A 14,125-nucleotide genomic window follows, 5' to 3' on the forward strand; every position below is an offset into this window, starting at 1 on the left:
CGGACGAAGCCATCGCGACTGACGTCGCTCCCACACCGAAGATCAGATCATGAGCAGCCATTCCGTCGAAGACATCAAATCCGAGAGCAACCGCCTGCGCGGCAGCCTGCTGGACAGCCTCGCCGATCCGGTTACCGGTGCGCTGCGCGAGTCGGACCAGACCCTGATCAAGTATCACGGCAGCTACCAGCAGGACGACCGCGACCTGCGCGACGAGCGTCGCCGGCAGAAGCTGGAGCCGGCCTACCAGTTCATGATCCGCACGCGCACGCCGGGTGGCGTGGTCACGCCGGAGCAGTGGCTGAAGCTGGACGCCATCGCCACGCAGTACGCCAACCACTCGCTGCGCATCACCACGCGCCAGGCCTTCCAGTACCACGGCGTGATCAAGCGCGAACTGAAGGCGACGATGCAGGCCATCAACGCCGCGCTGATCGACACGCTGGCGGCCTGCGGCGACGTCAATCGCAACGTGCTGGTCGCCGCCAATCCGCTGGAATCGCGCGCGCACGCCGAGGTGCAGGCCTGGGCAGCGAAGCTGTCCGAGCACCTGCTGCCCAACACCCGCGCCTACTACGAGATCTGGCTGGACGAGGAGCGCGTCGCCGGCAGCGGTGAGGAAGAAGAGCCGATCTACGGCGCCACCTACCTGCCGCGCAAGTTCAAGGTCGGCTTCGCGGTGCCGCCGGTCAACGACGTGGACGTGTTCGCCAACGACCTCGGCTTCATCGCCGTGCTGGAAGACGGTGCACTGGCCGGCTTCAACCTGGTCATCGGCGGCGGCATGGGCGCGACCCATGGCGATGCCGAAACCTATCCGCGCGTCGGCAACGTGGTCGGCTTCATCACGCCGGAGCAGTTGCTGGACGTCGCCACCGCGGTGGTCACCACCCAGCGCGACCTCGGCAACCGCGTGCAGCGCAAGCGCGCGCGCTTCAAGTACACCATCGACGATCATGGCCTGGAGACGGTCGTTGCCGAGATCGAACGCCGCAGCGGCGTGACGCTGCAGCCGGTGCGTCCGTTCCGCTTCGAACACAACGGCGACCGCTACGGCTGGGTGGAGGGCGAGGACGGCCGCTGGCACCTGACGCTGCACCTGTATGCCGGCCGCATCGCCGACACCGCACACGCCACGCACCTGACCGGCCTGCGCGAGATCGCCAACGTGCACTGCGGCGAGTTCCGCATGACGGCGAACCAGAACCTCGTCATCGCCGGCGTGCCCGCCAGCGAGCGCGAGCGCATCGACGCGCTGGCGAAGACGCACGGACTGGACGCGGGCCAACGCCTGGGCACGGCCCTGCAGCGCGCGGCCGTCGCCTGCGTGGCGCTGCCGACCTGCGGCCTGGCGATGGCCGAAGCGGAGCGCTACCTGCCCGACTTCACCGATCGCCTGCAGCCGCTGCTCGAGAAGCACGGCCTGCGCGAGACGCCGATCGTGCTGCGCATCTCCGGTTGCCCGAATGGCTGCTCGCGCCCGTACCTTGCGGAGATCGCCCTGGTCGGCAAGGCCCCCGGCCGCTACAACCTGATGCTCGGCGGCGACGCCCGCGGCCAGCGCCTCAACACGCTGTACCGCGAAAACATCGACGAGGCCGCCATCCTCGACACGCTCGACGGCCTGTTCGCCCGCTACGCCGGCGAACGCGACGACGGCGAAGGCTTCGGCGACTTCCTGCACCGCAGCGGCACGGTCGCCCTGCCCGCCTATCCCACACACCGACAGATCGCACTGGAACTGCACGCATGAGCGCCCTCGCCCTTTCCCTGGATACCGACCAGATCGCCGAGCACAACGCGTGGCTGGAAACGCAGACGGCCGAGCAGCGCGTCGCGTGGGCGCTCAAGCACGGACCCGCGGAAGCGGCGATGTCGTCCAGCTTCGGTGCTCAAGCCGCCGTGCTGCTGCACATGGTGACCCGCCAGAAGCCGGACATCCCGGTGGTGCTGATCGACACCGGCTACCTGTTCCCCGAGACCTACCGCTTCGCCGACGAACTGGTCGAGCGCCTGCAGCTCAACCTGCAGGTGTTCCGCCCGCTGGTCAGCCGCGCGTGGATGGAAGCGCGCCACGGCCGCTTGTGGGAACAGGGGCTGGTCGGCATCGAGCAGTACAACAGCCTGCGCAAGGTCGAGCCGATGAAGCGCGCGCTGAAAGAACTCGGCACCGGCACCTGGTTCACCGGCCTGCGCCGCAGCCAGGCCACCAGCCGCGCCAATGCGTCGGTACTGCAGCAGCGCGAAGAGCGCTGGAAGATCAACCCGATCGTCGACTGGACCGACCGCGACGTCTGGCAGTACATGAAGCAGCACGACCTGCCCTACCACCCGCTGTGGGAACAGGGCTACGTGTCGATCGGCGACTTCCACACCACGCGCCGCTGGGAACCCGGCATGCGCGAGGAAGACACGCGCTTCTACGGCCTGAAGCGCGAGTGCGGCATCCACCTGGACGTCTGAGGCCCGCTTTCGGGGTCCCGGGCTGATCCGTTCGCGCCCATCCTCCCCGGTTTCGTCGCCGAATCATCAGGTCCGTCGCGCTCCCCCTTCCCTCTCCGGAACGGCGGGCTATCCTCCACGGCACTCCCGAAGCCGTGGTGCCCGACGTGTTCCCCAGCCTGCTCCTGATCATCCGCATCCTCGCCGCCTGGTTTGGCGCGGTCCTCATTGCGGGGCTGGTGTGGAACGGCATCTTCGAGCGGACGATGATGGCCGGCGGCGCCAGCTGGCTGTTCAACCTGGCGATGACGCTGGTGATGGCATCGGTGCTGATCGGCACCATCAGCCACCTGCGTCGCGTCTGGCTGATGACCGGCCGGCTGGACAGCGCCACGCTGTCGAGCCGCCAGCGTCGGCAGATCGAGGTACCGCTGGACACCGCCGCCGCGTTCGCGCTGATCGAAGGCGCGCTGCGTGAGCTGCCCCGCGCCGAGGAGGCCGAAAGCGCCGCCGACAGCCTGCAGGTGCGGGTCAAGGTGCGCCGCGTCGACACCTTCGATGGTCCCGGCCAGCCCTCGCGCTTCAACATCATGTCGCGGTTCGCGGTGAAGCGTGACCTGGTGCAGGCCACCGTCACGCCGGGCAACGGCACCAGCAGCATCACCTTGATGGTCGGCCCGGATGCGAGCGCGTGGCTGGACCTGTTCGTGCTGGATGACGGCGTCAACGTCGAGAACGCCGAAGCCGTCACCCGCGCCATCACCCGCCGCGTCGCCGACCAGCGCCGGCAGGAGCAGGCCGATGTCGTGAAGACCGTCAGCGAGAAGGAGCTGACGGTGGCGCGCCTGAACCTGCTCAACGCGCAGGTGGAGCCGCACTTCCTCTACAACACGCTGGCCAGCGCGCAGGTGCTGACGCGCACCGATCCGCCGCGCGCCGACGTGATGCTGGGCCACCTGATCCACTACCTGCGCAGCTCGCTGCCGCGCACCGACGACAGCCTGTCGACGCTGGGCGAGGAACTGGAGCGCACGCTGGCCTATCTCGAGATCCTGAAGATCCGCATGGGCAATCGCCTGTCGATGCAGGTGGAAGTACCCGAGTCGCTGAAGCCCGTGCCGATGCCGTCGATGATGCTGCAGACGCTGGTCGAGAACGCGATCAAGCACGGGCTGGAGCCGAAGACCGGCGGCGGCACCGTCTGGATCCTGGCGCGCCAGCTCGACGACCATGCGACGCTGACCGTTGCCGACGATGGCCAGGGCTTCGGCGGCCAGAGCACCGGCACCGGCATCGGCCTGAAGAACCTGCGCGAACGCCTGCGCCTGACCTTCGGTGGCGAGGCCTCGTTCGCCATCGTGTCCAACTTCCCCAGTGGCGTCGCCGCCACGCTGACGCTGCCGCTGGCCGGCAAGGCAGGTGCGGCATGAACTTCCGTGGCGTGATCGCCGAAGACGAGGAACTGCTGCGCACCGCGCTGTCCTCGCTGTTGAAAGAAGCCTGGCCGCAGCTGGATATCGTGGCCGAGTGCGAGGACGGCGCCAGCGCGCTGGAGTCGATCGCCGAACTGCAGCCGGACGTGGTGTTCCTCGACATCCGCATGCCAGGCCTGACCGGCATCGAGGTCGCGCGCGGCCTGGCCGACGCGAGCCCGCGCACGCAGGTGGTGTTCGTCACCGCTTACGACCAGTACGCGATCGACGCGTTCGAACAGGGCGCGATCGACTACCTGCTGAAGCCGATCACGCGCGAACGCCTGCTCGGCACCGTGCAGCGCATCCAGGCGCGAGCGGCGGCGGGCCATCCGGACGGCGCCACGCTGGACGCGTTGCTGCGCCATCTGTCGGCCCGTCAGGTCGCGTCATCCAAGCCACCGCTGGTGTGGATCACCGCCAGCGTGGGCAAGGACACCAAGCTGATCATGGTGGACGACGTGGCCTACTTCCAGGCCGACAACAAGTACACCACCGTGGTGACCGCCGAAGGCGAGTCGCTGCTGCGCACGCCGCTGCGCGAGCTGCTCGATTCGCTGGACACGCATACGTTCAAGCAGATCCACCGCTCCACCATCGTCAACATGAAGGCGGTCGCCTCGGTCAGTCGCGACGACCCCGGCCGCGGCCGGTTGAAGCTGAAGACGCGACCGGAAGTGCTGACCGTCAGCCAGCCCTTCATGACGCTGTTCCGCAACATGTAGCGCCGCTTTAAACCCCGCCGCCATGCGCGGCATCCAACGTGGCATCGCCGGCACGACGCACCCGCGTCGTGGAGGGCATGTCATTGCCCAACGGAACACCAAGGAAAACGCCATGCGCATCATCACGTCCCTGATGTCCTGCCTGCTGGCCCTGGCAGGATGCGATGACAAACCCAGCGTCACCACCATCCACCACAGCACGGCGAACGGCGTGGACACGCTTTTCAGCAAGAGCACGCTGAAGGAAGGCGTCGCGCGGTTCGAGTGCTACGCCAGCGAGAGCGGCCAGTGCCACTACCGCGTCTACACCGAGAACTGTCCGGCGGCACCCGCACCGGGCGAGCAGCCGTTGGCCTGTGCGCGCACGACGCTGGAGGACTTCGTACTGGCGCCCGGCAGGACGCACGAGATCCGCGGCCTGCCCGACGGCTATCGCGAATGCGTGGCGCAGCAGGCGGTCGGCGAGCGTTGCCCTTCGTGAGCGATCACCCTGCCGGCGCGTCGTCCATGCGTCGCTCCAGCAGGCAGGCCAGCACGAAGCCGATCACGTAGGCGACGACGTCCAGCAGGTCCGGTGTGCTGCCCAGCACGATGCGCAATACCGGAGACGAAACCTGCCAGCCGGCCTGCTGGCTGACGTACTGCGCCGCTTCGACCATGAGGCCGACCGCTAGGGCGATCAGCGGCCGTCGCGTCGGGCGCATCCACACGAGGCTGGCGAGCACGCAATGCACCCAGACGACGGCGAAGACGTCGCCGACGAAACTGCGCACCCAGCCCAGGCCCGCGCCCACGGTGGCCAACAGGACGAGCAACACGAACAGACCCAGCGCCCACCCGGCGGCGACCGGGTGGAAGCGCCACCTCACGCGCTGCCGCAATGCGCGCCCTCGAGGCTCTTGCCGCCACACGCCAGGCATTTGCGGTATTTCTGCCGCTGCCGGTTGTAGCGGACACGCGACATCATGCCGCCGCAGGCGCAGCGCAGTTCGCGGCCGCGCGCCCAGCGGTAGAGCCGCCAACTGGAATGCAGCGCCCACGCCGTGCCCAGCAGGATCGCGAGCAGGAACGAGAGCGAGGCCAGCCGCTGCGGCGTGAGATCGCCGAATGCGCGTTCGGTGCGCGTCACCACTTCCGCCGTGGCGAATCCGCCGACCGCGAGCACCACGGCCGGGGCGTACATGCGGGTAACCATCCGGGAGATGCGGTTCATCGGAAGCAGCGTGAGGGCGATGACGCGCAGACTCGCTCCCGCAGGCACGCCACGTCAATCACACGGCCGGGGGGAACCCTCAGCTGGTGATCGTCTGGGTCAGCGACTGCCAGGTGGGCGGCTCCGGCCAGTCCGGATCCTGGTTGCCGTCGATCACCCGGCGCAGGTCGCGACGGTCGATCTGCGGCGCCAGCGCGCGCACCAGGTCCAGCGCGTAGTCGCGCAGGACGCGTTCGCGCGGCAGCACCGCCCACGCGATGCATTCCTTCACTTCCGGCGGCGCCGGCCAGGCACGCAGGTCGGTGTCGGTGGCATTCACCGCCATCTCGGCCAGCAATCCCACGCCGAGGCCGGCGCGCACGTAGGTCTTGATGAGGTCGGCATCCAGCGCGGTCAGCGCGATGTTCGGTTCCAGCCCGACCTTGGCGAAGGCACGCTGCAGGGACGAACCCGGGCGCGTCGACGACTCGTAGCTGATCAGCGGCTGGTCGGCCAGATCGGCCATGCCGGGCACGCGGCCCAGTTGCTCCAGCGCATGCCCGCGCGGCACCAGCACCAACCTCCGCCAGCGATAGAGCGGCACGGCGATGCCGGCCTGCGGCTGGTCGCCGGCCGTGCTGACGACGGCCATGTCGGCGTCGCCCTGCGTCAGCAGGTCCAGCGCCTGGCTTTCCGGCGCCTGCTGCAGGTGCACGCTGACCTGCGGGAAGTCGCGTTTGATCTGCGCGATGGCCGGCGGCAGCACGAAGCGCGCCTGCGTGTGCGTGGTGACCAGCACCAGCTGGCCCTGGCTCTCGCGGCGCTGGTTGGCGGCGTAGGTGCGGATGTTGTTGGCCTCGGCCAGCACCAGTCGCGCGCGGTCGATCACTTCCTGCCCGGCCGGGGTCACGCTCTCCAGGCTGCGGCCCTTGCGCACGAACAGCAGGAAGCCGAGTTCGTCTTCCAGCTGCTTGAGCTGCTTGGACAGGCCCGGCTGGGTGGCGTGAACACGCGCGGCCGCCAGCGTGATGTTCAGGTCGGCATCGGCGATCGCCACCAGATAGCGGAGTTGGGTCAGCGTCATCGGCGTGCGGGCGTGGGGCCCACCGGGAGGGGGCCTTGGACTGTAGAGGATTTGCCGGGACCGTAGCCGGGCCTGCTTATAACTGCAAGGCATATGGTTTTGGTGGGATGTCATTTCCGACCACCATGAGGGGCCAGTACGGTCAGCAGCCCAGCCGCCATTCTCCGACGCCCGTGAGCGCTCCGCTGTTTCCCCTGTTCGCCGACCTGCAAGGCCGCCGGGTCCTGGTTGTCGGTGGCGGTCCGATCGCGGAGCGGAAGACGCAGGCCCTGCTGCATGCCGGCGCCCGCCCCCGCGTCGGCGCGCCCGACCTGACTCCGCGCCTGCAAGCCTGGCAGCAGGAAGGCCGGATCGAGTGGATCGCCGGGCGGTTCGATGCGCACTGGCTGTCGGGCGCGTGGCTGGTGGTCGCCGCGACCGACGACGCCGAGGTCAACCGCGCGGTCGCTGCCGTCGCCGAAGCGCGCCATGTCTTCGCCAACGTCGTCGATGACGGCGAACTCTCTTCCTTCCAGGTGCCCGCCATCGTCGAACGCGGTCCGCTGCAGGTCGCCATCTCCAGCGGCGGTGGCGCACCGATGCTCGCGCGTCATCTGCGCCGCCAGCTCGAAACCCTGCTCGATGATTCGTGGGCGTCGTTGGCCGACCTGTTCACGCGCCAGCGCACGCGCATCCGCAAGCGCTTCCCGCAACCTGCAGAGCGACGTCGCTTCTTCGAGAAGCTGCTGGCCGGGCCGCTGCCGCGCCTGTACCGGCAGCGGTTGCACACGCAGGCCGAGCAGCATTTCCAGGCGATGCTGGACGAACACGCCGCACCCACGCGCAGCGGCAGCGTCGCGGTGGTCGGTGCCGGCCCGGGCGATGCCGGCCTGCTGACGCTCAACGCGCTGCGCGCGATGAACGAAGCCGACGTGATCCTGCACGACCGCCTGGTCAGCGAGGACGTGCTGCGTCTCGGCCGTCGCGATGCGACCTACATCGAAGTCGGCAAGTCGGCCACCGGACACAGCACGCGGCAGGAAGACATCCACGCGTTGATGCGGGAGCACGCGAGCGTCGGCAAGCGCGTCGTGCGCCTGAAGGGGGGCGATCCGTTCGTGTTCGGGCGTGGAGGCGAGGAACTGGAGTATCTGCGCGCGCACGGCATTCCCTATGAGGTGGTGCCCGGCATCACCGCCGCCGTCGCGTGCGCTGCCTATGCCGGCATTCCGTTGACGCATCGTGACCACGCGCAGGCGGTGCGGCTGGTGACGGCGCACTGCAAGGATTCGTTTGACACGCTCGACTGGCAGGCGCTTGCGCAGGAGCGGCAGACGCTGGCCGTCTACATGGGGGTGGCCGGACTGGAAGGCCTGCGCGACCGGCTGGTCGCCCACGGTCGCGCCGCGTCCACGCCGTTCGCGCTGGTCGAGAACGGTTCCCGCCGCGACCAGCGCGTGGTGACCGGTACGCTGGCCGATCTGCCGGAAACCGCGCGTTTCCATCAGGTGCGTTCGCCTGCCCTGCTGATCCTCGGCGAGGTCACCGCGCTCGCCGGCACGCTGCACTGGTTCGGCGCGCCACCGGTCGGTGCCATCCACCCAATACATTCCCGCAACCTTCCGGCGCCCACACTGCAGGCCGCCTGAGCCCACGCCCCTACGGAGATCCCATGGCCGTTTACGACAGCATCCTCGACACCATTGGCCGCACCCCGGTCGTCAAGCTGCACCGCGTCGCGCCCGAGCACGTCACGCTGTACGCCAAGGTCGAATCGTTCAATCCGGGCGGTTCGGTGAAGGATCGCCTGGCGCTGGCGATCATCCTCGACGCCGAAGCCAAGGGCCTGCTGAAGCCCGGCGACACGATCGTCGAGGCGACGTCGGGCAACACCGGCGTGGCGCTGGCGATGGTGGCCGCCGCGCGCGGCTACAAGTTCGTCGCGACGATGGTGGAAACCTTCTCGATCGAACGCCGCAAGCTGATGCGCGCTTACGGCGCCAAGGTCATCCTGACCCCCGCCGCCGAGCGCGGCAGCGGCATGGTGCGTCGCGCGGAAGAACTGGCGAAGAAGCACGGTTGGTTCCTCGCCCGCCAGTTCGCCAATCCCGCCAACCCCGCGTATCACCGGCAGACGACGGCCGCGGAAATCCTGCGCGATTTCGCCGGCCAACGCCTCGACCACTTCGTCACCGGCTGGGGCACGGGCGGCACGCTGACCGGCGTGGGCGAAGTGCTGAAGGTCGCTCGCCCTGAAGTGCGCATCACCGCGTCCGAGCCGGCTGGCGCATCGCTGCTGCAGGGCAAGGAATGGCAGCCGCACAAGATCCAGGGCTGGACGCCGGACTTCGTGCCGGAGGTGCTGAACCGCGAAGTGGCCGACGAGATCCTGTCGATCACCGACGTGGACGCCATCGCCACCTCGCGCCGGCTGGCCGCGGAAGAAGGCATCTTCGTCGGCATCTCCGCCGGCGCCACCGTTGCTGCTGCGCTTCAGGTTGCGCAGAAGGCCAAGCCGGGCGACGTGCTGCTGGCCGTGCTGCCGGACACCGGCGAGCGCTACTTCTCCACGCCGCTGTTCGAAGGTGTCAACGAAGGCTCGGACGACGAGTGGCTGGCCTCGCTCGGCGACGCCACGCTGCCGTAACCGATCAACTGGACGGCGGCGCGACGCAATCGCGCCGCCATGTCCATTCCATCGCCTGGCCGCCGTCCTGGCCATCGTCGATGCGTGCCTTGAGCGTGTCGGCATCAGGCCGCGAATAGATCACCCGCTTCGGAAAATCGTGTGCGGGATTCGCGAACACGATGCGATCCGTTTCCACGCGTTCCGCCACGAATGCCGTGACTGCCGCCCCACCTGGCTGCGCGAGCAACACCCAGCGTCCGTCCTGTTGCGCAATGCGCATGAACTCGAACCCGGCCGCCTTGCCGTCGCGCGTATCGCGATGCATGCCGACCAGCAGGCCACCGCGCGGCACCATCCAGGTTTCCTCGCTGAAGGTCTTGCCCTGCTGGCCGCACCAGTGGCCGGCCAGCCAGTCCAGTTCCGATGCCTGCACCGGTGATGACAGGGCCAGAGCCGCCAACGCGATACCGCTCGCTTTCCATCCTCGTGCCACGGGGTGCCTCCTCGACATGTGGATTCGACGGCCGGTCGACCGTCCTTGTACAGGATGGCGCGACGCCAGGGCATCGTCTTGAAGATTTGCGACAACCGGCGCAGAGTTCCGCGCCATGTTCGCCTTGCTCGATACGCCGGCCGATCTGCGACCCTGGGTGCGCTGCATCTGGACGTTGCACGGCGAGAGAGACACACAGCCTGATCCGCCCATCGCACCGGACGGGTGCTGCGAATGGATCGTGCATGTCGGCGAGCCGCCATCGATGGCCCGCGGTGAACACTGGGTCCGGCAGCCCCGCGAGTTCCTGTTCGGGCAGTTGAACGGTCCGCTGCACCTGCATGCCGACCGGCGAATGACACTGCTGGCCGTGCGCTTCCATCCCCACGCCGTGGCGCCCTTGTTGCGCGTAGGCGGATCGGCGCTGCTGGCGCAGCCACTGGAACTTGCGCAGCTCGATCGCCGCCTACGCCACCGTCGAGCGGGGGATGCGCATGCCTCGATCGCTACCGCGTACTCCGCCATCCTCGCAGTGCTTCGCACGTTGGCCCGCGATGCCCTTGGCTTCGATCCGCTGGTACAGGAAGCCCTGCAACGCACCGAGTCCGCGCCAAGCCAGCGCGTAGCGGAACTGTCGCGCCAGCTAGGCGTCTCCAGTCGAACGCTGGAACGCCGGTTCCTCCACGGCACCGGCCTGGGCGTGAAGACCTATCTTCGGATACGGCGCATGCAACACAGTCTGCAACGGCTGTCGCAACCCCATGCATCGGCCGCCGAAGTGGCGCACGCGTTGGGTTATGCCGATCAAGCCCATCTGACACGCGAACTGGTCGCGCTTGCGGGCGTCCGTCCGCGTGAGCTGATCGATGCCACCCTGCATGGCGATACGGGCATGCCGTGAGGCGAAGCGCCACGCTCGACAGATCGCCCTACGCCTCGTAGAGCTCCAGCGGCAGGTCGTCAGGATCAGCGAAGAAGGTAAAGCGGCGGCCGGTGTACTCGTCTACACGCACCGGCTCGGTAGCCACACCGTGGGCATTGAGATGGGCGACGGCCTCATCGAGATCCGTCACCCGCAACGCCAGATGGCGCAGGCCACAGGCTTCCGGTCGCGAGACGCGCGGTGGCGGCGACGGGAAGGAGAACAGTTCGACCTGCGTGCCATCGGGCAGCGCAAGGTCGAGCTTCCATGAATCGCGCTCGGCCCGAAAGTGTTCGGCGACCACGCGCAATCCGAGCAACTCGGTGTAGAAGCGCTTCGACCGCGCATAGTCGGACGCGATGATCGCGACGTGGTGCAGGCCGGCGAGGCGCATGTCAGTGCGCCGCAGCGGCGTCCGCGCCGGCATTGCCACCGGACGGCGCCTTGCCGCCGCGCATCAGCAGCACCAGCGGCATCGACACCAGTGTCAGCAGCATCATCAGCTTGAAGTCGTTGAGGTAGCCGATCGCCGCCGCCTGCCGGTTGACCTCGGCATTGAGCAGCGCCAGGCCAGTGGCGGTGGACGGATCCATCGCCGCCGGCAGCAGCGTCGTCTCCGCGCCGAACGCCGGAATGCGCGCGCCGATCTCGGCATGGTTCACCTGCATCGCCCGCGACAGCATCGTCATCACCACCGAGATGCCGACCGACGAACCGATATTGCGCACCAGACTGAAGAGGCCGGCGGCCTCCGTGCGCTGATGCGGCTCCAGCGTCGCGTAGGCGACGGTGGAGATCGGCACGAACACCAGGCCGAGACCCATGCCCTGCACCACGCCCAGCCAGACGATGGACTCCATCGATGCGTTCGGACCGAACTGGGTCATGCCGTGCAGCGACACCACCATCAGGCCCATGCCGACCAGGATCGGCCAGCGTGCGTCGATGCGGCCCAACAGGCGACCGACGATCATCATGCTGAACATCGTGCCGACACCACGCGGTGCCAGCACCAGGCCGATGGTCAGCACCGGATAGTTCATCAACGTGCTGAGGTACGGCGGCAGCAGCGCCAGCGTGGCGAACAGCACGATGCCGACGACGAAGATCAGCGCGCAGCCGACAGCGAAGTTGGCGTTCTTCAACAAACCGAGATCGAGCAGCGCGTGGTCGCGCTTGCGCCACCACCACAAGCCGTACATGTACAGCGCGAGGAAGGCGAGCGCGGCTTCGATCTGGATCTCCACGCTGCCGAACCAGTCCTCGCTCTGCCCGCGGTCGAGGAACAGCTGCAGCGCACCGATGCCCAACGCCAGCAGGCCGAGACCGATGCCATCGAGCGGACGTTCGTGCGGCACGTCCTTCTTGACGCTGGCCATGATGCCTAGCAAGGCGAGGATGCCGATCGGCAGGTTGATCAGGAACACCCAGTGCCAGCTGTAGTTCTGGGTCAGGAAGCCGCCCAGCGGCGGGCCGAGAATCGGCCCGACCATGATGCCCATGCCCCACATCGCCATGGCGGCGCCATGCTTCTCTTTCGGGAACGCATCCAGCAGCAGCGACTGCGAGATCGGCACCAGCGAGGCGCCGAACACGCCCTGCAGGATGCGGAACGCCACCATTTCGCCGATGCCGCTGGCGATGCCGCACAGCAGCGAGGCAACGGTGAAACCGCTGACCGCGATGATCAGCAGGCGGCGACGGCCGAGACGGCCGGCGAGCCAGCCGGTGACCGGCGTCAGGATCGCGGCGGCGACGATGTAGCTGGTCAGCACCCACGACACCTGGTCCTGGGTGGCCGACAGCGAGCCCTGCATGTCGGGCAGCGCGACGTTGGCGATGGTGGTGTCCAGCGCCTGCATCAGCGTGGCCAGCATCACCGAGCCGACCAGCAGCGTGCGCTTGCCGGTGTCTTCCTGCGCGGGGGCAGCGGGAACGGTGGTTGTGCTCATGGGGAATTCCGGAAGGGATCGACGCGCACGATGCACGGCGATCCAGAGGTCACCCGGGGCGCGGCGTCAGCGGGGCCGGGCCCCACCACAGTGCCCTCGCCCGCATCCGCGCACGCCCGGGATGACATGGAAACAGGACCTCAGCGCGCGGCAGTCGCACGGCTGGAGGCGGTGCCGCCGTCGCGCAGTTCGACGTGCACGTCGGCGCTCATGCCGGCGCGGAGCTGTGGTGCGTCGGCCGCGGCGCTGTCGATCTCAAGGCGCACCGGAATGCGCTGCACGATCTTCACCCAGTTGCCGGTGGCGTTCTGCGGCGGCAGCACGCTGAACTCGGCGCCGGAGGCGGGCGCGATGGAGGCGACATGCGCCTTCCACTTCACGCCGGGATAGGAATCGACTTCGATGGTCGCCGCCTGGCCGACCTGCATCTTGGTCAGCTCGGTTTCCTTGAAGTTCGCTTCCACCCAGATCGGCGAAGTCGCCACCAGCGGCATCGCGGTCTGGCCGACATTGATGTACTCGCCCACCTGCAGGTCGTGCAGGCCGACGATGCCGTCGACCGGCGCGCGGACTTCGGCATGCGCCAGGTCGAGCTTGGCCTTGGCCAGCATCGCCATCGCGGCACGGTATTCCGGCAGGTCCTGCGTCGGCGTGCCGGGGCTGCCGCTGAGCGAAGCGGTGGCTTCGGACTGCGATGCGATCGCATCGGCCAGGTCGGTGCGCGCTTCGGCGACGGCATGGCGCGCGTCGTCCAGCATCTTGCGCGAGACCAGCTGCTGGCTGGCGAGCTGCTGCATGCGCTGCAGGTCGCGCTGCGCCCACGTCAGTGTTTCGCGCGAGGCCTGGATCGAGGTGCCGGTGCCGACCACCTTGGCGCGACTGGCGCTGGCCGAATTGGCCATACGCGCAACCAGCGCTTCGTTCTGGGTCACCGCGATGGTCAGCGGATCGGCGTCGATGCGGAACAGCAGGTCGCCCTTCTTCACCGGCTGGTTCTGCTGCACGGCGACTTCGACCACGCGACCGCCGACCTGCGGCGCGATCAGGATGCGCTCGGCCTTGATGTAGGCGTTGTCGGTGCTGACTTCGCGGCCGGAGGCGACGTACTCCCAGCCGAAGAAGCCGGCGACGGCGAGCGGGCCGGCGATCCACAGCCACACCGGCACACGGCGACGCTTGGGAGCGGGAGTCTTGGCCGCATTCTCGGCGGCCTCGTTGATCTTGCTGGTCATGGT

15 protein-coding genes are annotated in these 14,125 nt (G+C 68.2%); 8 read left to right on the forward strand and 7 right to left on the reverse strand.

Annotated elements, in window-relative coordinates; translation table 11 throughout:
• Positions 1-49: 49 nt before the first annotated feature.
• From cysI to IB225_RS06680, 5 genes are all read left to right on the forward strand, one after another.
• A complete protein-coding gene (cysI, locus tag IB225_RS06660) occupies positions 50-1,753 on the forward strand; it encodes an assimilatory sulfite reductase (NADPH) hemoprotein subunit (RefSeq protein ID WP_192310399.1) in 1,704 nt (567 codons plus the stop codon).
• A complete protein-coding gene (locus IB225_RS06665; protein ID WP_192310400.1) occupies positions 1,750-2,463 on the forward strand; it encodes a phosphoadenylyl-sulfate reductase in 714 nt (237 codons plus the stop codon). The genes cysI and IB225_RS06665 overlap by 4 nt, the downstream gene beginning before the upstream one ends.
• A gap of 146 nt (positions 2,464-2,609) precedes the next feature.
• The gene (locus IB225_RS06670) at positions 2,610-3,872 is read left to right on the forward strand and encodes a histidine kinase (RefSeq protein ID WP_192310873.1); all 1,263 of its coding nucleotides are present in this window, start codon (positions 2,610-2,612) and stop codon (positions 3,870-3,872) included.
• Positions 3,869-4,639, forward strand: coding sequence for a LytTR family DNA-binding domain-containing protein (locus tag IB225_RS06675; protein ID WP_192310401.1), 771 nt, complete (start codon positions 3,869-3,871; stop codon positions 4,637-4,639). The genes IB225_RS06670 and IB225_RS06675 overlap by 4 nt, the downstream gene beginning before the upstream one ends.
• A 112-nt stretch (positions 4,640-4,751) precedes the next feature.
• A complete protein-coding gene (locus IB225_RS06680) occupies positions 4,752-5,120 on the forward strand; it encodes a hypothetical protein (RefSeq protein ID WP_192310402.1) in 369 nt (122 codons plus the stop codon).
• 4 nt (positions 5,121-5,124) lie between these two features.
• Here IB225_RS06680 and IB225_RS06685 read toward each other — a convergent pair whose 3' ends face one another.
• The 3 genes from IB225_RS06685 to IB225_RS06695 form a co-directional block, all read right to left on the reverse strand.
• On the reverse strand, positions 5,125-5,508 hold the full coding sequence (locus IB225_RS06685; RefSeq protein WP_345776575.1) for a DUF2809 domain-containing protein: 384 nt from the start codon (positions 5,506-5,508) through the stop codon (positions 5,125-5,127).
• Positions 5,505-5,852 carry a hypothetical protein gene (locus tag IB225_RS06690; protein ID WP_192310404.1) on the reverse strand — a complete coding sequence of 116 codons (348 nt, stop codon included), beginning with the start codon at positions 5,850-5,852 and terminating at the stop codon, positions 5,505-5,507. Before IB225_RS06690 ends, IB225_RS06685 begins: the two co-directional genes overlap by 4 nt.
• Before the next feature lie 79 nt (positions 5,853-5,931).
• On the reverse strand, positions 5,932-6,915 hold the full coding sequence (locus IB225_RS06695; RefSeq protein ID WP_162336798.1) for a LysR family transcriptional regulator: 984 nt from the start codon (positions 6,913-6,915) through the stop codon (positions 5,932-5,934).
• Positions 6,916-7,088: 173 nt separating this feature from the next.
• Here IB225_RS06695 and cysG point away from each other — a divergent pair, with 173 nt between their 5' ends.
• Together cysG and cysK are read left to right on the forward strand one after the other, a co-directional pair.
• Entirely contained in the window at positions 7,089-8,543 is a 1,455-nt protein-coding gene (cysG, locus tag IB225_RS06700) for a siroheme synthase CysG (protein WP_345776576.1), read from the forward strand.
• A 23-nt stretch (positions 8,544-8,566) separates the two neighbouring features.
• Entirely contained in the window at positions 8,567-9,541 is a 975-nt protein-coding gene (cysK, locus tag IB225_RS06705; protein WP_192310405.1) for a cysteine synthase A, read from the forward strand.
• Between the two features lie 4 nt (positions 9,542-9,545).
• Here cysK and IB225_RS06710 read toward each other — a convergent pair whose 3' ends face one another.
• Positions 9,546-10,016, reverse strand: a complete 471-nt coding sequence (locus IB225_RS06710) for a DUF6265 family protein (RefSeq protein ID WP_192310406.1) — start codon at positions 10,014-10,016, stop codon at positions 9,546-9,548.
• Between the two features lie 115 nt (positions 10,017-10,131).
• Here IB225_RS06710 and IB225_RS06715 point away from each other — a divergent pair, with 115 nt between their 5' ends.
• Positions 10,132-10,917 (forward strand): helix-turn-helix transcriptional regulator, encoded by a 786-nt coding sequence (locus IB225_RS06715; protein WP_192310407.1) that lies wholly within the window; start codon positions 10,132-10,134, stop codon positions 10,915-10,917.
• A gap of 28 nt (positions 10,918-10,945) precedes the next feature.
• Here IB225_RS06715 and IB225_RS06720 read toward each other — a convergent pair whose 3' ends face one another.
• The 3 genes from IB225_RS06720 to IB225_RS06730 all read right to left on the reverse strand — a co-directional run bounded on the left by IB225_RS06720 (position 10,946) and on the right by IB225_RS06730 (position 14,122).
• A complete protein-coding gene (locus IB225_RS06720) occupies positions 10,946-11,332 on the reverse strand; it encodes a VOC family protein (RefSeq protein WP_192310408.1) in 387 nt (128 codons plus the stop codon).
• Position 11,333: 1 nt separating this feature from the next.
• On the reverse strand, positions 11,334-12,890 hold the full coding sequence (locus IB225_RS06725; RefSeq protein ID WP_192310409.1) for an MDR family MFS transporter: 1,557 nt from the start codon (positions 12,888-12,890) through the stop codon (positions 11,334-11,336).
• A gap of 140 nt (positions 12,891-13,030) precedes the next feature.
• Positions 13,031-14,122 (reverse strand): HlyD family secretion protein, encoded by a 1,092-nt coding sequence (locus IB225_RS06730; protein ID WP_192310410.1) that lies wholly within the window; start codon positions 14,120-14,122, stop codon positions 13,031-13,033.
• Positions 14,123-14,125 lie beyond the last annotated feature (3 nt).

Origin of the sequence: Pseudoxanthomonas sp. PXM02 (assembly GCF_014851805.1) — a bacterium.
Classification (GTDB): domain Bacteria; phylum Pseudomonadota; class Gammaproteobacteria; order Xanthomonadales; family Xanthomonadaceae; genus Pseudoxanthomonas_A.